Raw genomic sequence first — 20,300 nt, forward strand, 5'->3', positions numbered from 1 at the left:
CGATGATCTATTATCTATTATCTCTCATACACTTTGATTTCATTATAAAAGGTGTCTCGCTCTACCGCGACGCGTCCTGCACCTTGAATGAGCCATACAATCTCATCCCGCGTTAAACCTTCTGGTGAAAGAGCGCCAGCTGCATGTGAGATTTTCTCTTTCACGATCGTTCCGTGTGCATCTGAAGCACCGAATGTAAAAGAAAGTTGTGTAAGCTTCGTTCCAATATTAATGAAGTATGCTTTAATGTGCGGGAAATTGTCTAACATTAACCGGCTAATCGCCATTGTTTTGAGTTCATCCCAAGCAGGAACGAAACGTTTAAGACTTGCATTTTTACTTGCTGGTTGGACGGAGTTCGGAATGAAGACTAGGAAACCGCCTGTTTCATCTTGCAACTCGCGCAGCAGCATCATATGGCGAATCCGTTCTTCTTTCGTCTCGATTGAACCGTATAGCATGGTCGCGTGCGTCTTCATCCCTAGAAGGTGAGCTTGACGGTGAACGTCCAGCCACTCTTCCGTGGAAGCTTTTTCGACCTTCATTTTCGAACGGTAACGTTCTGTAAGAATTTCGGCACCGCCGCCAGGCAGCGTGGAAAGTCCAGCCTCCATTAACGCTTTGAGCACATCCCGATAGCTAAGGCCGCTAATGCGTGAGAAGAATTCGATCTCTGCCGCGGTATGAGCTTTAATTGTGACATCCGGGTAAGCTTGCTTCAATCGACGAATACAATCTACATAATACTCGAAAGGCAGGTGAGGGTTATGACCCTGACTAATATGGAATTCTTTAATTTCAGGGTTGAAATTCTCGGCAATATAATCCAGCATCTGATCCGGCGTTAAGGTATAAGCACCTTCTTGACCTTCGTCGCGGCGGAAATGACAAAAGGAACAATGTTCCTCACACACATTCGTGAAATATAAGCTCATATTTTGTACAAAATAAACCTTATTCCCATTCAACCGTGTATTCACTTTATTCGCTAATTGACCAATGGTTAAGAGGTCGTCGGATTCATATAAAAACAGTCCATCTTCCATGCTCAGCCGTTCGCCGTTCTCAACCTTGTCAGCAATCTCAGCCATCCGTTTGATCGGGTCTACTGTTGTAATACTCATGCTCCATGCCTCCTAAGAAAATAAAATAAACCGCATAATGAAACGACGCAGCCAGCCGTTAGAACTAGGTGCGTTAGGTGGTGTGAGTTGCTCGCGTACCTGTCAACCCGTTCGGTTAAGGAATTCACAACCAGATTATATCGATACAAGCTATCCATCCATCTTATTATAAACCTCCTACTTGGGAGGGGCAACATCCGAACGTTGAAGATAAATCGACAATCTTATCCAAGACCTATTTTTTTTCGATGAAATTGGCGAAATGTTATTCCCAATATTAACAAATTCCTGTATACTATTGCAATGTGATTACGTAAGGGCTAAAGGTGATAATAATCGTGCTACCATTATTCGTGACCGAACCGCAGGAACGACTTCATATGGAAATTGAACAACTTCGAGGCCAAATGGTTAGTTTAGGTACCTCGCATGGATTCCTTCATCCTGATGTGCAGAAATGCAGTCGAGATCTGGATCAGCTGCTCTTGCAGTACTATGCCACGAGACGTGCTAAACAGTGAATGCTGCCCTTGAGCATCGGATGGAATAGGAGTATACTTAAATAGTAAGCACTTCGTTTACCAATGCCATTTTTCCTTACTGAATAGGGAGAAACCAAGGAGGGATTTCCAATATGATTAACATAAGTGAATCAGCTAGTGATAAGATTAAAGAACTTTTGGCATCTGAAGAATCACCGAAACTATTCTTACGCCTTGGCGTCAAAGCTGGTGGTTGTAGCGGCTTTTCGTATGGAATGGGCTTCGACGATGATCAAAAGTCTGACGATAAAGAGTTTGTCATACACGGCGTGAAAGTAGTTGTGGATGAAGAGAGCGCTAAGTATTTATACGGCGTCCAAATCGATTTCGAAGACAAAGGCATGGGCGGCGGTTTTACGATTAATAACCCGAATGCGGTAGCATCGTGTGGTTGTGGATCATCCTTCAAGCCGGCGGATTATGAAGGAACACCTGAGCCTTGCGATGATAAGGTTGAGGCTTAAGGAATAACTATTAAACCTTCTGAATTTGTGTGAATTCAACACTAGTTCAGAAGGTTTTTTTATGCCTCTACATATCCTACTCAAAACAATCCCAACGACACCTTACACCTGCAGCCACCAAATCCCCGCACACTCAGGCAACACAATCAATTGCTCCTGAACAACCTTGTCTGCAACTTCATCGCCAAAGAAAAACCGCGTAAGCATCTCAGCCTCATCTACGCTCTCAAACGTATAATCGGTCCGTATCCATGTGTGAGAAAATCCAAACTCAGATTCGAGCAGTTTATAATAATTCATCAAGAAGTGCGGAGGATTAGGCGTTTCCGAGCCTGTTCCGAAGTTCTCGATGATGATGATCGTACCGCCGGGGCGCAGAACTCTCTTGATTTCGCCTATAATTTGATGAAGGTTGGCTTCCCAATGATCGTCATCCGAGTTCGCGAGATAGCATATACTCCATCCGGATACGATTAGATCTACACTCTGATCTTCGGCAGGTAATTGCCTATGGTCAGCAACTTGTGTTCTCCAATTGTGTAGATCTGCCTGACCCAGATGATCAGCGGTAATTCTCAGCATGGACTCGGATGCATCTAAAGCTACTATGGATTTTGCATGAGGAGCGAGAACACGGGTTAATCTACCTGCCCCTGCCCCCATGTCTAGGATATCTAGACCTGCAACCGGAACGATGGCTTGAATGGTCTCGTATAAACTGGGTTGTTTGGAAACGAGTCGTTCGTACATGTCTGCTTGATTGGCGTAAATGTGTGCATGATTGGGCATGGGATGATTGCCTCCTTAAGGTGATGTTAGACATTATTATCGTAATGTGTACCGTAAGGAGAAGGTCAAGTGTTCATTTACAAGGGTTTAATTGGAACCGCGTATACGATATAGAGCAAATCGTTGATTTTCGCATGCTTGGTGATATACCCATTTTCTTCAAACCACGATAAGAGGACAGGACAGATGGCATAATGCTTTTCTTGCATGGTCGTAAGCAGATCTGTTCGCCCGCTCGCTAGTAAGTCATTCATGTATTGTTCTTGGGCTGATTCCGTTTCGAACATGATATCGGCTATGCAAATTCTACCGTGAGACTTGAGAACGCGGCGCATTTCATCAAGTGCAAGAGGCTGCTGTTCGTTAGAAATATGGTGAAAAGCAAATGAGGTAACGATAAAATCGAATTGGTTATCCATATAAGGAATCGCCAGGAAATTCCCGAGTTTGATGTCCATTTGCGGATGTTTGCTTTGGCATTGCTTCATCATTTCTTTGGATTGGTCAACGCCAGCCATGTGAATGCCATTTTGTAGAAATCGATGGGCTAAATTACCTGTGCCTGTGCCCAGATCCAGCCCTTTTTCTCCGACCCTCGGCTTGACCCATTGCCATGTAAGATCAAGAATTTCCTCATATCCTTTATACTCGTCATCATTATGTAAAACCCGTTCGTCGTGCGTCAAGGCTTGTTGATCAAAATTCCATGTATCCTTCCAATTCTTGCGGATTTCTCGAAGTCGCTTAGAACCCTCAGCAAGTGTGAAAATATCATCAATCGGAACCGAGTTGTTCTGTTTCAGTAGGTTAATCATTGTATCTGTCGTTTCGATAATGTGCTTGAATTCCAGCCACTGCGCATAAACAACAGATCGCTGTATTTCCAAATAGTATTGAAGCTGCGCTTTGTTATCTGCATCCGTTTCTTGAAGTGCTTTTTGAATATCGGCAACGGACATACCTGATTCCCGCAGAGATATAATCGTTTGCAGCCGCCATATTTCTTCTTCTGTAAACGTTCTATATGAATTCGTTTCTTGCTTGGACGGTGAAATGAGTCCTTTATCCTCATAAAAGCGTATGGCCCTCGGCGAAATTTTTAATTTGCGTGCAACATCTTTAATTTGCATGTCTTCACCCTTTCTCTCCACTTAAATAAACATTAACGTAAGGGAAAAGTAAAGTTGCAAATCGCATTAATTAGCTAGTTAGGAGTCGTCTCTTAATACCAATTTGTGGAATATACTATAAAGATAGTACTAGACGTTGTTTGAAAGGAGGGAGCCAAATGGCAACTAGAAAAGATTTCATCGATCTCGTTGCGCCGATTGCTTTGAAGCTTCGTTTAGAAGGTTCGCCAATTTTCCCATCTGTTCGGATTGCACAGGCTTTACTAGAAACTGGGGGTAAAATAAACGCATGGCATAACTTGGTTGGTTATAAAGTTGGGAGTGGCGTACAAACACCGTATTGGCGGGGAGATCGTGTATCCGTAAATACATGGGAATTCATAAATGGGGAATATGTGACGAATGTACCAGGGGATTTCCGTGCATATAACTCGACTGAGGATGGATTTCGTGATCAAGATTTGTTGTTTCAAGCTGCACGTTATTCGGCAGTTCGGTCAGCAAGCACACCCCAATCTCAAACTGCTGCCTTACAGAAGAGCGGGTATGCCACTGACCCTGCCTATACAAGTAAATTGAATTCGATTATAGCGATGGAAGGATTAACTTTCTTCGATGAGGAGGCCATTCGGATGTTAGAACAGTTACAAGCGCAGATTTCAGAATTAACAAGTAGAGTTCGCTCGCTCGAAGAACAGGCCGCTTTGACGGTCGTACCGACATGGGCGAAGTCAGCTGTGGATGCAGCTGTTAAGGCCGGATTAATTGATACTCCTGAGAAAGGGAGTTATGATTTCTACCGCTTATTGACAGTGTTGCATCGCAAGGGCTTTATCTAATTGTGGATGTGAAAGAAATCATGGGGGCCGAAAGGGGCATTAATGAGGTTAGTAAACCATTCGGCCTTTAATTCTTACGTTTTCACCGTATTTCGCTTGCATCAACTTCGTTTGCTCTTGCATGTAGGCATAAATTTCTTTCAAACGGTTCTTACGAGGTTTAATGGTTTCTTTAATTTCACCATTTAACACGATATCGTATACGATCATAGTCGTTTATCTCCTTTGGGTTTGTCTTTCTACTAATATTGTATGCGATGAATATTAAGGGATGATTAAAATTTCTTTTCAATTTTGTGAATAAGATGAAGGTTATGTTAAATGAATGTTAAAAATGCCTAAATTAGTGATCATTTTTTTTTATCAGGTTTTGACAAGTTTTGGATGTGTATAAGTTTATGCACATTATCCCCCTATACTTTGTCTGCCTTTATGGTACATATTAACAATTTACCCACAGGATATGCACACTTATCTGTGGATAACGGAACGCTTGTTCTATCAAAAACCCCGTGATACTATTAGTTTAACTTATAGAATATGGGTGATTTCAGTGAGACAAATTAGCGATGAGACATTGATCGACTCTTATTACAAGGCACTAGATTTAAGATTAGAATCCGATTTTCTTGAACTATTGCTCGCGGAAATTCAGCGACGCAAGTTAAAGTTATCTGTGATTGTTAAGGACGAGGCACCACTTAATTAAACATTCACTCAACACGTATTGGCAGGGTATAGTTAGAATGGCAGTCGGGGCAATTCAAGAGGTGAAGGCAGAGTTCTTGCTCATCGCCTTCCTGGTTGGTTAAGGACATGTTGTTCATCTCGTAAGGCGAATAAGGACCGAACAAGTCACTCAGCTTACCATGGTCACACATACGCTGCGAGCACACAGGACAGTTGGTTTGCAATTCTTGCATCCCATTACAAACTGGACATATAGATGACAAAGGGGTATTCCTCCTAATCCGTAGATTAGGTTAGAATACCCCTTTTCATTGTTAATCATTACAACTTCAAGCTCGAGCTGTGTCCGGGTGAAAGCTTAGCACTTGGATCAATGTAGACTTTGGCATTGTTAATGGCTGTAGGTGCTTCACCGAAGCCAACGGCAATCAATTTCAATTTGCCAGGGTAGGTCGTAATGTCGCCAGCAGCGAAGATGCCTGGGATATTCGTTTCCATTCGGGAATCTACTACGATGGAGCCGCTTTCGATAGCAAGACCCCATTCAGAAATCGGCCCAAGAGAGGAAACGAAGCCGAAATTAATAATCACTGCATCGACATCGTGGATGTTTTCTTCGCCTGATTTAATGTTTTTAAGTGTAATTTGCTTGATGCGATCTGTTCCGTGAAGCTTAGTGATTTCGGTTTGCGTAACAATGTTAACCTTCGAATTCATTAATTTTGCAACGCTGTGCTCATGCGCACGGAATTTATCTCTGCGATGAATCAAGGTCACTTGCTCAGCTATCGGCTCAAGCATCAACGCCCAGTCAACTGCGGAATCCCCGCCGCCGCTGATGATAACTTTTTGACCCGCGAAGGCAAGCAAATCACTTACAAAGTAATGTAAATTTTTCTTCTCGAATTGGGCGGCTTCCGGTAATTCAAGACGGCGCGGCTCAAATGCCCCTACTCCACCTGCAATAATGACGGCATGGCTTAGATGAACACCTTTGTCTGTTGTAATTTCGAATAGACGTTCTGCCCTCTTAACAACCCCATGGACCTTTTCTTCTAAGCAAATGTGGATGGGGAAGTGTTTCATTTGAGTAGACAGATTATCTACGAGCTCTTGGGCTGTAACTTTGGGGAATCCGGCAACGTCATAAATATATTTCTCTGGGTATAGGGCTGCGAGTTGACCTCCGAGTTGGGGCATGCTTTCAATAAGTTTCACAGATGCCTGACGCATTCCCCCATAGAAGGATGCGAACATGCCAGCTGGGCCACCGCCGATTACAATAATATCCACGATCTCTTGCTTTGTTTCAGTCACTTTCATATGAGAACCTCCGATTTGGTCCAATATGTGTAAGTAATCAGATTAAGCGATAATCATTATCATTCTAAATGTCACTATTAATGAAGGAAATAAAAAAGTTGGATTATCTCACATAAATTACCTATAGATATAAAAGTAAATGCTTACATGGATGAGAGGGGCTAAAACGCCTATAATACAAGATTTTTTGTTCAAAATGACACTTGATATTTACTAATGAAAATTATATCATATCATGAGAATCGGTTTACCATGTTGTGACGAATTTCCACCTGTTTCATCATAATTCACTTCGAAAGCGTGCAAACTAGTAGCTCATACTACTTTTGAAGCTGTTTGTGTAATTTTTCACAAGATAGAGAGACCATGGGACAAAATATGGATATGGAAGTGAGAGAGACATGAGTAGAATACCAAGAATCGTTATATTAGGAGCCGGTTACGGCGGGATCCTTGCTGCAATTCGGTTGCAGAAGGAATTGAACTACAACGAAGCTGACGTTACGCTTGTTAACAAGCATGACTATCACTACATTACTACACATCTTCACATGCCTGCTGCAGGGACGGATAATCCTGAAAATGCACGCGTGAACATTCTAAAATTAATTGATGAATTTAAAGTTGATTTCGTGAAATCGACAGTTACCCAAATTCGTCCACATGAGAAAAAGGTTATTTTGGAAGACGGAACCCTTTCCTATGACTACCTAGTAATCGGACTTGGTGGTGAAGCGGAAACTTTCGGAATTCCTGGTCTGAAAGAAAACGCTCTGAATATTCGCAGTATTAACAGTGTTCGCTTTATTCGTGAGCACATTGAATACCAATTCGCGAAGTTTAAGCGTGAACCGGATCGCAAAGATTACCTGACATTCGTTATCGGTGGCGCTGGATTTACGGGTATTGAGTTCATTGGTGAGCTTGCTGATCGTATTCCATTACTATGCAAAGAGTTCGATGTGGATCCTTCCCTTGTGAAGATTTATAATATTGAAGCTGCGCCAACAGCATTGCCAGGTTTCGATCCTGAGCTTGTTGAGTATGCAATGAAAGTTCTGACAGACAAAGGTATTACTTTCAAAATTGGTACTGCAATTAAAGAGTGTACACCAGAAGGCGTTCTTATCGCTGGCGATGAGTTCATCAAAGCAGCAACCGTTGTATGGACTGGCGGTATCCGCGGTAACCATATGCTAGACGAAGCTGGCTTCGAAACGATGCGCGGCAGAATCAAGGTAAATGAGCATCTTCATGCACCAGGATTTGATAACATCTATGTTGTAGGTGACTGTTCTATAGTTATGAACGATGAAGGCAGACCATACCCACCAACCGCACAAATTGCCATGCAGCAAGGTGAAGCTGTTGCACACAACTTGATCGCGTCAATCCGTGGTTCGCAAATGAAAACTTTCAAATACTCGAATAAAGGTACTGTGGCTTCCCTTGGTAAAGGTCAAGCAATCGGTATCGTAGGTTCCCGTAAATTGAAAGGGAATGTCGCAGCTATGATGAAAAAAGTGGTTGATATGAGATACCTATACATTATTGGCGGAATTCCACTAGTTATACGTAAAGGTCGTTTCTAGTCAAGGAACGTCAGCAGGGGGATTGCCATGCGACACTGTAGTGTCCAAGTAAGAGGACTTCTTACCCGGGATGAACTGGATCGTTACAATGCGTTGATCGAAGTCGGTCACTTCTTAGAGACCGAGAAACGTTACGATCATGTCGCAGTTGTTCAAAAGGAAATTGATATTCTCATTCTTCCTGCGATTGAACGTCTGAAGGAAAAGAGTCGTCAGCGTGACCGTGATACGGAAGCGTATCTAGCTCGTAAAGCACAGCTGGAAGCCGAACTAGCAGCTGCGCTGCGTGACGACGAGGATGAAGATTAACTAACCCATAGAAGCATTGCTCTTCATTGAGCAGTGCTTCTTTTTCATCGTGGAAGTTGCAAAAAAAAAGAGCATAGGACCGTAGTCCATTGCTCTTTCGTAATTTTATATTTGGATAAATGACGCGAATTTCTCGGGAAGCATAACGTTACCAACGTAGAAATCACCGAACTCGCCAAAGCGCGCACTAACTTCATCGAAGCGCATTTCGTACACGAGCTTTTTGAAATGAAGCGGATCATCGGAGAATAGCGTAACGCCCCATTCCCAATCATCTAATCCAACAGATCCTGTGATAATTTGTTTGACTTTACCAGCGTATGTACGACCGATCATACCGTGGCTGCGCATCATCGTCTTGCGATCTTCCGCAGGAACCATGTACCAGTTGTCATTGCCTTCACGACGCTTATTCATCGGGTAGAAGCAAATGTGCTTGGATTTAGGAAGAATTGGCTTCAAGCGTGCTTGAAGTTCAGGATCTAGCGCAGGATCGACGCCTGGCTTCGCCAAGTAACTGCTCAATTCTACGATAGAGACATAGGAGTATACGGGTATAGTAAAAGCAGCAAAGCTTGATTTGTTAAAAGCAGTTTCAAGCTCGTTAAGCTCTTCCAATGTTTCACGCAGCTGCATGAAAACAAAATCAGCCTTCTGGCCAACGATGCTATATACGGCAGTGCTGCCTAGTTTATCATTCTCAACTTGTTGCCACTGGGACAAGAAGGATTGCAGCTCGTCCGCTGCATGCTTGCGTTCTTGTGGGGTTGCAGCATGCCATGCATTCCAATCCATCAGACGGAAATCATGGAGCGCATACCAGCCTTCCAGCGTTTGTACGGCTTCACTCATTGTTTTTCCTCCATTCAAGAGCTAATATCCCCTACATTGTATCCAATTCATGGTGAAAGGGCAAATGAATGAAGGGGTTAAGTATAAGAAATATCCAATTAATTGTTCAATTTGTGTACACTTTACTGGCACCTTTCCGTAGATTACAATAATAAGAGCTATAGAGGCCAAAGTTAGGAAGTGCTTCTACATATTTAAGGGGGAACTATCGTGCTGCAAATGGTTATCGCCACTGTCTTAATGATGGTGTTATTCTTTGGGATCGGTTTTATTCTAAATATGCTAATGAAGACCACGTGGTTTCCACTGTATGCGTTCATTGCATTGGTGATTGGCGTTGTCATTTATGGCTATATGGGGGACTCTTCCTTCATGTCGAGTGACGAGAGCTTCACTATTGTTGACGTGATTCCAGCAATCGGCGGTTTAGTAGGCGCGATATTGAGCGGATCTGCCATCAAGGCACTACGTATTCGCGGTTTCAAAATGTTCTAAAAGTGGTCTAATAGTACCGGGGCAATTGGGTCACGCTAAGAGAAGTTAATTAAACTTCACTTACGGAGGAGATATGATCGGTGCCTTGGGCGAATGTGAATGGAACATCCTTGCATTATGAGATGACGGGGCCAGAGCGGGGCATACCTATTGTCTTTATTCATCCCCCGCTGCTGACACTAGAAGCGTTCAGATATCAGAAGGAACAACTAGGCGACCATTTCCGAGTGATTACCTTTGACATTAGAGGGCATGGAGGAAGTGCGAGTTCGAAGCAGCCGCTCGGTTACCAACTTATTTCACAAGACATTATAGGGCTTCTTGATTTCTTAGGGATCGAGGAAGCCTTTCTTTGTGGATATTCAACTGGAGGAACAGTTGCGCTGGAGGCACTGCTAACGGATTCCCACCGATTTGTGGGAGGGGTTATCGTCAGTGGCATGTCAGAATTGACAGATACGTATAATCGAATTAGGATTTGGCTTGCCGTTCAACTGGCGAATCCTAATCGTATTATGAATTTTCTGATAAAGGCGATTACGTATGGCAATGCCGATACGAAGACAACCTACCAGGAGCTAAAAGAACATGCTAAGCAGGATATGGCGGAGAACGTGAAATCCTATTTCGAACAGTCCTTGCGTTACAGTTGCACGAGCAGTCTTCCGAAGATTAAACAGCCTGTATTATTGATCTATGGGGAGAAGGACGTTGTCTTCCATTCTTATGCTCAGATTCTTCATAAAGGGCTGCCGAATAGTTCTCTCTTTTTCATCCGGGATGCGAAGCATCCTGTACCGATTCAAAGCGCTGCACGTATGAACGACATCATTCATTTGTGGGTAGACAGCCTCCAAGAGAAGGAACAGGATGAACGCTGGAAGCTTGATCTGACTATCGCACAGAAGCTTCATCCTGAGCGGTATGGGAACATAGACGGCCATCCAAATGATGGGGAACACCCGATATATTCGCAGAACTAACTGATTTTTTGTAAGATTCCATTGCTAGCGAACATTGCGATGGAATCTTTTTCTTGCCCGAAAGGTAAAATTATCTTTTCTCTTGTAGATACCAAGATTGTCGATTTTTGTGGTAGACTAATAGAGAGAGACTGAGATAAACGGATAGCTCGTCGTGAGCGATCTCTCAGTCGAGCTGAGGCAGGATGGTGGCTGTAACGGGATGAGAATGACGAATATGCTGCATTTCACCGAGAATCACCGGTTTTGTGTGAACCGTGAGTTTTCTTTGAGCAGTTTAGATTATAAAATGTTAGCGATGATGTATCAGCCGATGATAGGCGGCTTGGCGATTAGTTTCTATCAAGCGCTCTATCAGCAGATGAGTGCAGAGAAAGTAGGCTTCTCGCCGATGGAGCAGCAACGCAAGTTGTTTCTTCTGTTGGATCTGGAACAGAATGAGCGTGGTCGCAAGTACATTATTGAACAATCCTCCAAGCTTGAGGCGATCGGACTTCTACAGACGATGCGCAAGTTCGTGCCAGAGGAAGAAGATTATGTGTTCGTCTATACATTATTCGCGCCTTTAGGGCCGAATGAGTTTTTCCGGAATCAGCATTTAACGCTGCTGCTGCGCGATAAGGTTGGGAAGTTCATGCTGCTTTCGCTGCGTGAAGATCTGCTTTCACCTGAACCAGAGGAGTGTCGTGAGGCGGTCGAGGAGAACTTGTCGGTTCCTTTTTATGAGTTATTCCGCCTGAATACACAGGTTGTGGATTACGAGCTGGAACAAGCGCTCTATGAGGCCTCTGCAAGCAAGCAAGGGGACGCACGGATGGACGTGACGACCAAAGGCTTCAAGTATGCGGATATCATCATGAGGTTCCCGCGCGGCGCGAGTAATCGCGTGTTCGTCGAAGCGCTGAAGCATAAGCCGGAGCATATGATAGCTATTAATATTGTGGCAAAGAAGTACAATCTCTCCCTGCAAGAAACATGTCGCTTGCTCGATGAGGATGGCGTGTTCACAGAAGAAGGTGAGCTTGTCATGGATCTCATGCAATATAATGCGAATCTGTTCTATAGACAGAGCAAGAAGCGGGATGAGGAACGGGAGCGTACGATATCGAAATCTGACGATGAAGTCCAAGCTTCGGAAGAGCAGTCCGTGGAGATGGCTTACTATTTGGAAGTACCTCAGCAACTGCGCGGCGAATGTACGGATCATCAGTACAATTACATCATGCGAAATGAGCCATACACGGCTGTGTTGAAAATGTTTTTCACACAAGGTTCGATACCTGATGGCGTACTTAATATTTTTGAGAAAATCGATCTGAATTATAAATTAAAAGAAGAAATTATAAATGTACTGATTCATTTCTTGCATATTGATCGTCGCTCTTGGGCCAAATCCTCGATTGAGGCTGTAGCCTCTGACATGCTAGGGAAGCAAATTACGACGTATGAGCAAGCTGTTGAATATGTACGTGAGAAAATCAATTACAAGCAGAGGGCAGCCTCTAAGGTGGAGTCTGCCAAAGCAGGCGGAGGCTCTGCTACGCGTGGACGTCAGGGCAAGACGCAGAAGCCGCATATTCCTATCGTATTGCCCGATACAGGGACTACAGCGTCTACTAGGCTGTCTGCAGAGGAGCTAGAGGCGGCTAGACGGATGGCGCAGAAGTTGGATGAACGATTTAACCGGAAAAATTAGTAAGGCTGATCTTCGGATGGCATGATGGAACTGTTAGGAGGTGCCGAATATGATGGATTCCTTATCACATATACTCAAATCAATGCCGGATACCGAATGGAGAAGAAAGGCTGAACAGAAAATCCAAAGCGTTCTTGCCGATCCATTGATTGCTAAATTTCGTCAGAAGTACCCTTTTGTGGATGACTATGCGATTAAAATAAATATGAATAAGCTGTATCAGCATGTTTCCGAATATAAAAATTGCTCCAATTGTCCTGGCTTGGACAAATGTCCGAACGATATGACGGGCCACTATACGATCATTTCGGCGCAATCGGTGGAAGGCCATGCGGCTTTTATCCATGAAGAGAAAGTGGCATGCAAGAAGTTTATTGCCAAAGGGCAGCAGGACGCTATCTCCAGCCGGATTCGAACGTTTCATGTGGACCCGCGGATGATCTCGCGAAGCTTCTCTTTTGGAGATATTTTGGAGACGGATCTGGATCGTGCGAAAGCCGTTATGCAAATCAACGACTATGTGAACTTAACCATCGAAGAAGGTCTTCAGACGCGAGGCTTATACTTATCTGGATCGTTCGGTACGGGGAAAACGTTCTTGATGGGCTATATGCTTCATCAGTTGGCGAAAGTCGGGATGACGGGGGCTATCGTCTACATGCCTGATTTTGCCGAGGATTTGAAGGGGATGTTCCAAGAGCCCTATAAGCTCAAGGAGACGATTGACCTGCTCAAGGAAACGGATTTGCTCGTATTCGACGATATCGGGGCAGAGAACTTAAACCCTTGGCTGAGAGATCATGTGATCGGTGCTATTGTGAATCATCGAATGAATCGGAAACCAACGTTCTTTACGTCCAATTATGCGTTATCGGGTTTGGAGAAGCATTTCAGCTTCACGAACAAAGATGGTGATGAGGAGTATAAGGGACAACGAATTATGGACCGGATACGACCATTCGTTGATGTGGTTGAGGTAACGGGTACGAACAAACGTGGACAATAATGCATAAAAAAAGAGGCTGTCTCAAAGGTCTACGTAGACTTCTTGAGATGGTCTTTTCTCTTTTTGGCGAGGTATAAGGTAGGAGTCGCCTGTAGTGGCTTTAGTTTGAAATTTCCGAACTAAATCGGGGATTTCATGCGAAAAAGTGTGAATAGTCTGACTCAGCCGAACTAAATTCCTGCTTTTCGAGGGTGGTGGTCGTTTGGGGAGATTTAGTTGAGGGAATTCGGATTAATTGAAGATTGTTTATGCGGACGGTGAGAATAGTTGGGTTATTTCGGATTAAAACAAAGGAGTAAGCAGCTACAAGCCGCTTAACTCCTTTTCAATCCATTATTTAAATGTTTTCGTATTTATTTTTTTAATTTTTCAAGCTCTGCGGTAACTTTCTCGATCATTTGTACGAACGAGGTCAGTTCTTGCGCGCTTGCAGCTTGTGTCCGAGCATAGTGAGTCGTTTCCTCAGAGCCTTTTCTTACTAATTCCAGCTTTTGTGTGATGAGTTTGAGCTTATCTTGAATTTGATCAAGGGCTTGTCTTGAATTGGAAGCTAGCTTGCGCACTTCGTTCGCAACGACCTCAAATCCTCGTCCATATTCACCGGAATGAGCAGCCTCAATGGCTGCATTCAATCCCAGAAGGTGAGTCTGTTCGGAGATTTCTTTCATGACGGAGCCCATTTTGGAAATATCTTTAATCTCATTGTTCAATTCATCGATTCGGGAATTGGAGAGATCTTGTGATTCTGCCGTTTGAATCGCGGTGTCCGCAACGGTTTGAGAGCTGCCCCCAAGTTCAACCATCATAGAGGCAAGTTCTTGAACGGCGCTGGAGATCGTAGTCAGCATGTGACGTTGCTCGTCAGCGAGTATTTGTATCTTCTGCTTCTCGTCATGCTCATAAGCTTCAAGGACAAGCTGTGAGTCCAAATTGAACAACTTACTTAGCGAATAAATGACTTGTGCCCAATCATCTGGCAGGATGTGTTTGAAATGAGCTGTGGCTAAGTCTGTATATTTGAGGTAAGTGCCGAGATACCAAGATGTTGTAAGACCGATACGGGAATGAACATTGCCGATATAGAGACGTTTGGAGATAAACTCTTCGTCAATTACGCCAGAGGTCATGGACATGAAGTACCAACGCTGCGTTTCTTTCAGCCGTTCGAGTGTGCTGTGTTTCTCAATCAGTGCCTTGAGCTCAGGCCAAGTAATGATGTCTGCGTACAAATCTTCAACTAGTTGATCTACGATGAGTTTGAAGGAGGCTTCTTTACTTTTCAACAGTTGTAAATCCTCATTCGTTAAGCCGATATAGGTAATGAGTTTCTGACGTTCTGGCTGTACGTTAATCATGGATAAGATTCCCCTTTAGACATATATATACTTAGAAAATTGCAGGAAAAAAGCCGCTTCACAACGAGGTGCAAAGCGGCTTAACTGTAATGACTATTACTTATTTCATCACTTGGATGACGGTAGCAATGACTGCAATGACGAACAATGCGCCAAAGAATACGCCGAAACCTATGCCTACATCCATGAAATCATTACGCGGTTCTTCGTACACGTGATGCTCAGGGTGTTGATTGCTCATGTGGTTACCCCCTAACGTCCGACATTCGTATTTGTAAGCCTAGTATACCCAAATTCGTCGAAAGTTGTAAAGCTAATCCTAGTGACAATTATGCAAACAATACTAATTAAGAGCGGAATGGGTAAAATACTTCTTGACTCTGACATTAGTGTTATGGTTTACAATAAAGACATCCCCTCCAAGTATGTGGGAATCAGAAAGAAGTGAAGTCCATGCGGATTAGTGAGTTATCCAAGCTTACCGGAGCAAGTATTCGGTCCTTGCGCTACTACGAAGCCAAAGGGCTGATCGCTACACAACGCGAAGAGAATGGCTATCGGGTTTACAATCAGATGGTTGTTGAACGCGTGAAGACCATCCAGTTCTACTTAAGCCTCGGCTTTACGACCGAGCAGATCGAAAGCTTCCTGAACTGTGTGATGAAGAATCAAGAATCACAGTGTGATGATTTGCTGCCGCTGTATACCGAGAAGCTGCAAGAAATTGAGAAACAGATGGAGATGCTGCAACTTCTCCAGGCGAATCTCAAGGATCGTATTTCCTATATTGAGGAACAGAGACGCCAGGGGCTGCCTGTTGGATTACCCTCCATATAGACCAAAGGATACCCTGTTTGCTAACTTATGGCTTGGTTGAAAAGGCCTATGAGTGTGGTATACTTTGTATGTTGACGTGATGCGAAGCAAGTTAAGTGACAACTTAATCTTACTTTTCACCTTATAAATCAAATTCATTCTTAGAAGGAGGAACTATCATGGCAATCGTGAATGTTTCTGACAACAGTTTTAAAACAGAAGTTGAAGGAGAAGGTACAGTACTTGTGGACTTCTGGGCACCTTGGTGCGGACCTTGCAAAATGATCGCTCCTGTATTGGAAGAGCTAGATAAAGAAGTTGAATCTTTGAAAATCGCAAAAGTAAACGTGGATGACAACCCAGAATCCGCTGCTCGCTTTGGCGTTATGAGTATCCCTACGTTGATCGTTTTCAAAGATGGTCAACCGGTTGATAAAGTGGTTGGTTTCCAATCCAAGGACGCGTTGAAAAACGTTGTTTCCCGTCATCAATAAGAAGTACTCGTTAACAAACTAGAAACAATTGTTCGTGAGAAAGAGCTCTTTTTCTGCTATGCTGAGAAAGAGCTTTTTCTCATGTGCTGATTTTTTCTGAAAGGAGATTGGAGTTATGACTGATTTGGAGCAAGAAGACGCCAACGTTCGCGAACAGAGCCTGGAAACGATTAGGCACAAGCTATCCCTACTTCCTGACAAGCCGGGTTGTTATATTATGAAGAACCACCAAGGTACCATTATTTATGTAGGTAAAGCCAAAGTATTGAAGAATCGCGTGCGCTCCTATTTCACGGGGAGTCACAGCGCTAAGACGCAGAAGCTGGTCAGCGAAATTCGCGACTTTGAATATATTATTACCTCCTCCAATATGGAGGCGCTCATCCTCGAGTGTAATTTGATTAAGCAGCATCATCCTCGGTATAACGTGCTTCTCAAGGATGATAAGACATTTCCCTATATCAAAATTACACATGAAGAGCAGCCGCGTCTAGAAGTCACGCGGCGGGTGTACAAGGATAAGGGGAAGTATTTCGGCCCTTATCCGAATGCTTTCGCGGCGCAGCAGACGAAGAAGCTGCTGGACCGGTTGTATCCGCTGCGCAAGTGCAAGACCATGCCCGATAAAGTATGCCTATACTATCATATGGGGCAATGTCTTGCGCCCTGCGCACTGGAAGTATCCGCGGAAACGAACGAGCGGATGGTGCAAGAGATCAGTCGTTTCCTCAGCGGAGGACACGACGTCATTAAAGAAGAGCTGACGACCAAGATGCTTGCGGCAGCGGAAGAACTGAACTTCGAGCGCGCGAAGGAGCTGCGCGATCATATCATGAGCATCGATGCGCTCATGGAGAAGCAGAAGATCACGACGGCCGACGCGCTGGACCGCGATGTCTTCGGCTATGCCGTCGACAAGGGCTGGATGGCCGTACATATCCAGTACATGCGCCAAGGCAAGCTCATCGAGCGGCACGTGTCGCTTTTCCCTTACTACGGCGATGAGTACAACGATTTCATGACGTATGTCACGCAGGTGTACAGCGATAATCCGGCATTGCCGAAGGAGATTTTCTTGCCTACGATGCCGGAGCAGGAAGTTCAGCAAGAAGCGCTCGCAGATGGTGTGAGACGTACCGAGGGTGATGAGAAAGAGATCCGCGAAGCCTTGGAAGGTTGGCTCAAGGTGAAGGTGCACATGCCGCAGCGCGGGCTGAAGAAGCAAATGGTCGATATGGCTAGAGACAACGCGGTGAATGCTCTGGATGAGAAGTTCAAGTTGGTCGAACGCGACGAGCGTCGTACAACGAAGGCTGTCGAGAACCTAGGTGAGTGGCTTGGCATTGGCACGATTCGCCGTATTGAGGCATTCGATAACTCCAACATCCAAGGGACGAATCCGGTATCGGCTATGGTTGTCTTCGTGGATGGGAAACCGGATCGCAAGGAATACCGCAAATATAAAGTGAAGACGGTCGTTGGACCGGATGATTATGAAACGATGCGGGAAGTCGTCAGACGTCGCTATGAGCGAGTTCTGAAGGATGGTCTCACCATGCCTGATTTGATTGTTGTCGATGGGGGGAAAGGGCAAATTTCCGCGGCGATTGACGTTCTGGAGAATGAACTTGGCTTATATATTCCGATTTGCGGACTCGTGAAGGATGCCAAGCATAAGACAGCCCAGCTGATGATCGGTGATCCTGCCGAAATTGTTCCGCTGCCGCGGGACAGTCAGGAGTTTTATTTGCTGCAGCGGATCCAAGACGAAGTCCATCGCTTCGCCATCACGTTTCACCGGGAAACGCGGGCTAAGTCGATGGTTGTCTCCCAACTCGATGCCATTCCAGGCATCGGGGAGAAGCGCCGCAAAGCGCTGCTGAAGCATTTTGGCTCCGTGCGCAAAATCAAAGAGGCCGAAGTCACGGACTTCAAGCCTCTAGGTATTGGTGAGAAATTAGCGAGTGAAATTATCAAAGCACTTCAAGGCGAGGCGGCGGCTCCCCAGGAATAGGGGGCTTTCGCCTTTTTCCATGCAGCCAAGCGATCCCAAGTCCAGCCAATCCAGGAAGTAGAAGGTACAGAATACCAGCGAGTATATCGCTGACATGGCCTAAGGAGAAGAGGGACAATCCCATTAGAATACTATCCATACACGCATGGGCGAAAATCGCTGTGATGAGCCCGTATTTCAGGAATACATATCCGAGAATGATACCGATGATGGTAACCTCGATCAATCGTGTGTACACGGGATAAATCGGATATTGCGTATGACTAGCTGCCCAGATCACACTCGGGAGTAAGATGGCAATGAAATTGTTGCGGAACAATTTTTTGAAAAGTATGATGCCCAAGAATCGGAAGGTAGCCTCCTCCGAAATCGCCGCAACCCACGCCATAAGCGGGAATAATCGAGGCTCGAGCATATTGAGAACAGAATCGGAAGGGTCATTGACCGACCAGACATCGAATTTCACTTCGCCTGTATAGAATAATACCTGCTGAATGCCAAGGATGAAGAGTGCGAGCAAGTAGCCTCGCCCCATGCCTTCATACACGTCTTGACCGAACTTGTCTTCTTTCCAAGCCGTCCATTTATTCTGGCCGATGGAGTTCCAAAGCCCAATGCCTGCCACCAATGAAAGATAGAGCGATATCCCAAGTAAGACAGTGACAGCACTCATAAATATAATGGTGAACCATACGGCCTCTTCGCTGTTCGTATCCCCGCCCATAACGCGGAACGCTGGATACATATTTACATTGTTCATGATATAAATGAGGAAGAAAAGGGTAGTTAATAGCAAGCCTCTGCTGAATTTAATTAGTTTCCTATATATAATGGCAAAGACGATCGCAGCAAGCGTCATCAAGAGAGTGAATCCCATGGAAATCCAGGTCATGCGTGAAGCGGAATCATCTTGTTGGTTAAGCCATGCTAAGTGAGAGTCAGGCAGCCCGAAGCTCACGTTGAAACCGGTTAGATTCGTTTGATCGAAATTGACGCGAACATTCAGTTTCGCTTCACCGATGGGTTGCGTTCGTTTCTCGAATTGAAGCGTCATTGGCGCTGCTTGAGAATCATTCTGTATCTGGTCGAGTTGGCTGAAGTCCTCCGGATCAAAGCCCATCTGACGAAGCTCCAATTTGGCTAATGTGTCTGCTTTGGTTTTGCTCATTGGCGAAGATGGCTTCGTTGATGTCATGGCAAGGTTCTCATGCCAGCCGATGATGGTTGCATTCGTGTAATTGACATCGACTTCAAATTGACGTTTGGAAGTGGCGTCTTTGACACTAACTTGATAATAATCAAGGGGGAAACGTTCGCCATATTGTTTCGTATAAGCTTCTAATAAGTGTTCTTTTTGAAAGTAGCCGCTTCGTTCCTTTTTGGACTGATAGACGACATAGGTTTGTGGATTGTGCAGCTCATAACGCTGACGAATGAAAGTTGCCGCACTATCGGCTGCCTGCTGCTTGGTGATCGAGGGCATGTCTGCTGCCGCAGGTTCCTCATCGCGCAGTCCGTACAACATCGAAACGCCTAGATATAGGAACAATCCAATACAAGCTAGGAGGAGCAGGAGACGATTAAATTTCAGCCTATGCATAGTTAATTCCCTTCTGAATTCGCGATTCATAATCATTTCTTTACGTTATCATAGTTTAAAAAGAAAGCCAATTTACTGGTAAACATTCAGAAACAATTATATAATACCTTTGAATTACTACTTGGTGGGATTTATACAAATGTACGGGGAACTCTATCCGTATGGCCAAATGGTAGTTAGCTTATTT

At 44.5% G+C, this 20,300-nt stretch carries 22 protein-coding genes; 13 read left to right on the forward strand and 9 right to left on the reverse strand.

Annotation, left to right across the window (positions count from 1 at the left end; genetic code table 11):
* Nucleotides 1-17: 17 nt before the first annotated feature.
* Nucleotides 18-1,124, reverse strand: a complete 1,107-nt coding sequence (mqnE, locus tag A8708_RS14095; protein WP_068664406.1) for an aminofutalosine synthase MqnE — start codon at nucleotides 1,122-1,124, stop codon at nucleotides 18-20.
* 338 nt (nucleotides 1,125-1,462) lie between these two features.
* On the opposite strand from mqnE, the gene A8708_RS14100 reads away from it, so the two are divergent.
* Entirely contained in the window at nucleotides 1,463-1,645 is a 183-nt protein-coding gene (locus tag A8708_RS14100; RefSeq protein ID WP_239696680.1) for an aspartyl-phosphate phosphatase Spo0E family protein, read from the forward strand.
* 113 nt (nucleotides 1,646-1,758) lie between these two features.
* Nucleotides 1,759-2,130 (forward strand): HesB/IscA family protein, encoded by a 372-nt coding sequence (locus A8708_RS14105; protein ID WP_068664408.1) that lies wholly within the window; start codon nucleotides 1,759-1,761, stop codon nucleotides 2,128-2,130.
* Between the two features lie 102 nt (nucleotides 2,131-2,232).
* Here A8708_RS14105 and A8708_RS14110 read toward each other — a convergent pair whose 3' ends face one another.
* Nucleotides 2,233-2,919 carry a class I SAM-dependent methyltransferase gene (locus A8708_RS14110; RefSeq protein WP_068664410.1) on the reverse strand — a complete coding sequence of 229 codons (687 nt, stop codon included), beginning with the start codon at nucleotides 2,917-2,919 and terminating at the stop codon, nucleotides 2,233-2,235.
* A gap of 77 nt (nucleotides 2,920-2,996) precedes the next feature.
* On the reverse strand, nucleotides 2,997-4,049 hold the full coding sequence (locus tag A8708_RS14115; protein WP_068664412.1) for a MerR family transcriptional regulator: 1,053 nt from the start codon (nucleotides 4,047-4,049) through the stop codon (nucleotides 2,997-2,999).
* Nucleotides 4,050-4,207: 158 nt separating this feature from the next.
* Here A8708_RS14115 and A8708_RS14120 point away from each other — a divergent pair, with 158 nt between their 5' ends.
* Nucleotides 4,208-4,888, forward strand: coding sequence for a glycoside hydrolase family 73 protein (locus A8708_RS14120; RefSeq protein ID WP_068664414.1), 681 nt, complete (start codon nucleotides 4,208-4,210; stop codon nucleotides 4,886-4,888).
* A 48-nt stretch (nucleotides 4,889-4,936) separates the two neighbouring features.
* Here the strand turns inward: A8708_RS14120 and A8708_RS14125 are convergent, their stop codons facing one another.
* Complete coding sequence (locus A8708_RS14125; RefSeq protein WP_068664416.1) at nucleotides 4,937-5,098, reverse strand: mechanosensitive ion channel protein MscL; 162 nt, start codon at nucleotides 5,096-5,098, stop codon at nucleotides 4,937-4,939.
* Between the two features lie 253 nt (nucleotides 5,099-5,351).
* Between A8708_RS14125 and sda the strand changes: the two genes are divergently transcribed.
* Nucleotides 5,352-5,597 (forward strand): sporulation histidine kinase inhibitor Sda, encoded by a 246-nt coding sequence (gene sda / locus A8708_RS37085; RefSeq protein WP_420848555.1) that lies wholly within the window; start codon nucleotides 5,352-5,354, stop codon nucleotides 5,595-5,597.
* A 302-nt stretch (nucleotides 5,598-5,899) separates the two neighbouring features.
* On the opposite strand, the gene A8708_RS14130 is transcribed toward sda, so the two are convergent.
* Complete coding sequence (locus A8708_RS14130) at nucleotides 5,900-6,901, reverse strand: NAD(P)/FAD-dependent oxidoreductase (protein ID WP_068664418.1); 1,002 nt, start codon at nucleotides 6,899-6,901, stop codon at nucleotides 5,900-5,902.
* A 401-nt stretch (nucleotides 6,902-7,302) separates the two neighbouring features.
* On the opposite strand from A8708_RS14130, the gene A8708_RS14135 reads away from it, so the two are divergent.
* The gene (locus A8708_RS14135) at nucleotides 7,303-8,493 is read left to right on the forward strand and encodes an NAD(P)/FAD-dependent oxidoreductase (RefSeq protein WP_056613596.1); all 1,191 of its coding nucleotides are present in this window, start codon (nucleotides 7,303-7,305) and stop codon (nucleotides 8,491-8,493) included.
* A gap of 27 nt (nucleotides 8,494-8,520) precedes the next feature.
* The gene (locus tag A8708_RS14140; protein ID WP_068664422.1) at nucleotides 8,521-8,802 is read left to right on the forward strand and encodes a hypothetical protein; all 282 of its coding nucleotides are present in this window, start codon (nucleotides 8,521-8,523) and stop codon (nucleotides 8,800-8,802) included.
* Between the two features lie 105 nt (nucleotides 8,803-8,907).
* Here A8708_RS14140 and hemQ read toward each other — a convergent pair whose 3' ends face one another.
* Entirely contained in the window at nucleotides 8,908-9,654 is a 747-nt protein-coding gene (hemQ, locus tag A8708_RS14145; RefSeq protein ID WP_068664424.1) for a hydrogen peroxide-dependent heme synthase, read from the reverse strand.
* A gap of 210 nt (nucleotides 9,655-9,864) precedes the next feature.
* Between hemQ and A8708_RS14150 the strand changes: the two genes are divergently transcribed.
* The 4 genes from A8708_RS14150 (at nucleotide 9,865) to dnaI (ending at nucleotide 13,834) form a co-directional block, all read left to right on the forward strand.
* On the forward strand, nucleotides 9,865-10,149 hold the full coding sequence (locus A8708_RS14150; RefSeq protein ID WP_068664426.1) for a YuiB family protein: 285 nt from the start codon (nucleotides 9,865-9,867) through the stop codon (nucleotides 10,147-10,149).
* An 80-nt stretch (nucleotides 10,150-10,229) separates the two neighbouring features.
* Nucleotides 10,230-11,132 carry an alpha/beta fold hydrolase gene (locus tag A8708_RS14155; RefSeq protein WP_068664428.1) on the forward strand — a complete coding sequence of 301 codons (903 nt, stop codon included), beginning with the start codon at nucleotides 10,230-10,232 and terminating at the stop codon, nucleotides 11,130-11,132.
* Between the two features lie 202 nt (nucleotides 11,133-11,334).
* The gene (locus A8708_RS14160) at nucleotides 11,335-12,828 is read left to right on the forward strand and encodes a replication initiation and membrane attachment family protein (RefSeq protein WP_068664430.1); all 1,494 of its coding nucleotides are present in this window, start codon (nucleotides 11,335-11,337) and stop codon (nucleotides 12,826-12,828) included.
* 52 nt (nucleotides 12,829-12,880) lie between these two features.
* A complete protein-coding gene (gene dnaI / locus A8708_RS14165; protein WP_068664568.1) occupies nucleotides 12,881-13,834 on the forward strand; it encodes a primosomal protein DnaI in 954 nt (317 codons plus the stop codon).
* Between the two features lie 353 nt (nucleotides 13,835-14,187).
* Here dnaI and A8708_RS14170 read toward each other — a convergent pair whose 3' ends face one another.
* Both A8708_RS14170 and A8708_RS34850 read right to left on the reverse strand, forming a co-directional pair.
* Nucleotides 14,188-15,189, reverse strand: a complete 1,002-nt coding sequence (locus tag A8708_RS14170) for a globin-coupled sensor protein (protein WP_068664432.1) — start codon at nucleotides 15,187-15,189, stop codon at nucleotides 14,188-14,190.
* Nucleotides 15,190-15,289: 100 nt separating this feature from the next.
* Nucleotides 15,290-15,430 (reverse strand): YqzM family protein, encoded by a 141-nt coding sequence (locus A8708_RS34850; RefSeq protein ID WP_082595384.1) that lies wholly within the window; start codon nucleotides 15,428-15,430, stop codon nucleotides 15,290-15,292.
* A gap of 212 nt (nucleotides 15,431-15,642) precedes the next feature.
* Here A8708_RS34850 and A8708_RS14175 point away from each other — a divergent pair, with 212 nt between their 5' ends.
* The 3 genes from A8708_RS14175 (at nucleotide 15,643) to uvrC (ending at nucleotide 18,513) form a co-directional block, all read left to right on the forward strand.
* Entirely contained in the window at nucleotides 15,643-16,026 is a 384-nt protein-coding gene (locus A8708_RS14175) for a MerR family transcriptional regulator (protein WP_056613610.1), read from the forward strand.
* Between the two features lie 158 nt (nucleotides 16,027-16,184).
* Nucleotides 16,185-16,499, forward strand: coding sequence for a thioredoxin (gene trxA / locus A8708_RS14180; protein WP_057313094.1), 315 nt, complete (start codon nucleotides 16,185-16,187; stop codon nucleotides 16,497-16,499).
* Nucleotides 16,500-16,614: 115 nt separating this feature from the next.
* Nucleotides 16,615-18,513, forward strand: coding sequence for an excinuclease ABC subunit UvrC (uvrC, locus tag A8708_RS14185; protein ID WP_068664434.1), 1,899 nt, complete (start codon nucleotides 16,615-16,617; stop codon nucleotides 18,511-18,513).
* Here the strand turns inward: uvrC and A8708_RS14190 are convergent.
* Entirely contained in the window at nucleotides 18,473-20,113 is a 1,641-nt protein-coding gene (locus A8708_RS14190; protein ID WP_068664436.1) for a CPBP family intramembrane glutamic endopeptidase, read from the reverse strand. The genes uvrC and A8708_RS14190 overlap by 41 nt on opposite strands.
* Between the last annotated feature and the right edge of the window lie 187 nt (nucleotides 20,114-20,300).

The sequence above is a fragment of the Paenibacillus oryzisoli genome (assembly GCF_001653565.1).
Lineage (GTDB): Bacteria > Bacillota > Bacilli > Paenibacillales > NBRC-103111 > Paenibacillus_E > Paenibacillus_E oryzisoli.

Excerpts from the sequence above, each read along its gene's own strand:
- mqnE (WP_068664406.1), bottom strand. The coding sequence starts at position 1,124 with ATGAGTATTACAACAGTAGACCCGATCAAACGGATGGCTGAGATTGCT.
- A8708_RS14105 (WP_068664408.1), top strand. The coding sequence starts at position 1,759 with ATGATTAACATAAGTGAATCAGCTAGTGATAAGATTAAAGAACTTTTG.
- A8708_RS14110 (WP_068664410.1), bottom strand. The coding sequence starts at position 2,919 with ATGCCCAATCATGCACACATTTACGCCAATCAAGCAGACATGTACGAA.
- A8708_RS14115 (WP_068664412.1), bottom strand. The coding sequence starts at position 4,049 with ATGCAAATTAAAGATGTTGCACGCAAATTAAAAATTTCGCCGAGGGCC.
- A8708_RS14120 (WP_068664414.1), top strand. The coding sequence starts at position 4,208 with ATGGCAACTAGAAAAGATTTCATCGATCTCGTTGCGCCGATTGCTTTG.
- A8708_RS14125 (WP_068664416.1), bottom strand. The coding sequence starts at position 5,098 with ATGATCGTATACGATATCGTGTTAAATGGTGAAATTAAAGAAACCATT.
- sda (WP_420848555.1), top strand. The coding sequence starts at position 5,352 with ATGCACACTTATCTGTGGATAACGGAACGCTTGTTCTATCAAAAACCC.
- A8708_RS14130 (WP_068664418.1), bottom strand. The coding sequence starts at position 6,901 with ATGAAAGTGACTGAAACAAAGCAAGAGATCGTGGATATTATTGTAATC.
- A8708_RS14135 (WP_056613596.1), top strand. The coding sequence starts at position 7,303 with ATGAGTAGAATACCAAGAATCGTTATATTAGGAGCCGGTTACGGCGGG.
- A8708_RS14140 (WP_068664422.1), top strand. The coding sequence starts at position 8,521 with ATGCGACACTGTAGTGTCCAAGTAAGAGGACTTCTTACCCGGGATGAA.
- hemQ (WP_068664424.1), bottom strand. The coding sequence starts at position 9,654 with ATGAGTGAAGCCGTACAAACGCTGGAAGGCTGGTATGCGCTCCATGAT.
- A8708_RS14160 (WP_068664430.1), top strand. The coding sequence starts at position 11,335 with ATGAGAATGACGAATATGCTGCATTTCACCGAGAATCACCGGTTTTGT.
- dnaI (WP_068664568.1), top strand. The coding sequence starts at position 12,881 with ATGGATTCCTTATCACATATACTCAAATCAATGCCGGATACCGAATGG.
- A8708_RS14170 (WP_068664432.1), bottom strand. The coding sequence starts at position 15,189 with ATGATTAACGTACAGCCAGAACGTCAGAAACTCATTACCTATATCGGC.
- A8708_RS34850 (WP_082595384.1), bottom strand. The coding sequence starts at position 15,430 with ATGAGCAATCAACACCCTGAGCATCACGTGTACGAAGAACCGCGTAAT.
- A8708_RS14175 (WP_056613610.1), top strand. The coding sequence starts at position 15,643 with ATGCGGATTAGTGAGTTATCCAAGCTTACCGGAGCAAGTATTCGGTCC.
- trxA (WP_057313094.1), top strand. The coding sequence starts at position 16,185 with ATGGCAATCGTGAATGTTTCTGACAACAGTTTTAAAACAGAAGTTGAA.
- uvrC (WP_068664434.1), top strand. The coding sequence starts at position 16,615 with ATGACTGATTTGGAGCAAGAAGACGCCAACGTTCGCGAACAGAGCCTG.
- A8708_RS14190 (WP_068664436.1), bottom strand. The coding sequence starts at position 20,113 with ATGCATAGGCTGAAATTTAATCGTCTCCTGCTCCTCCTAGCTTGTATT.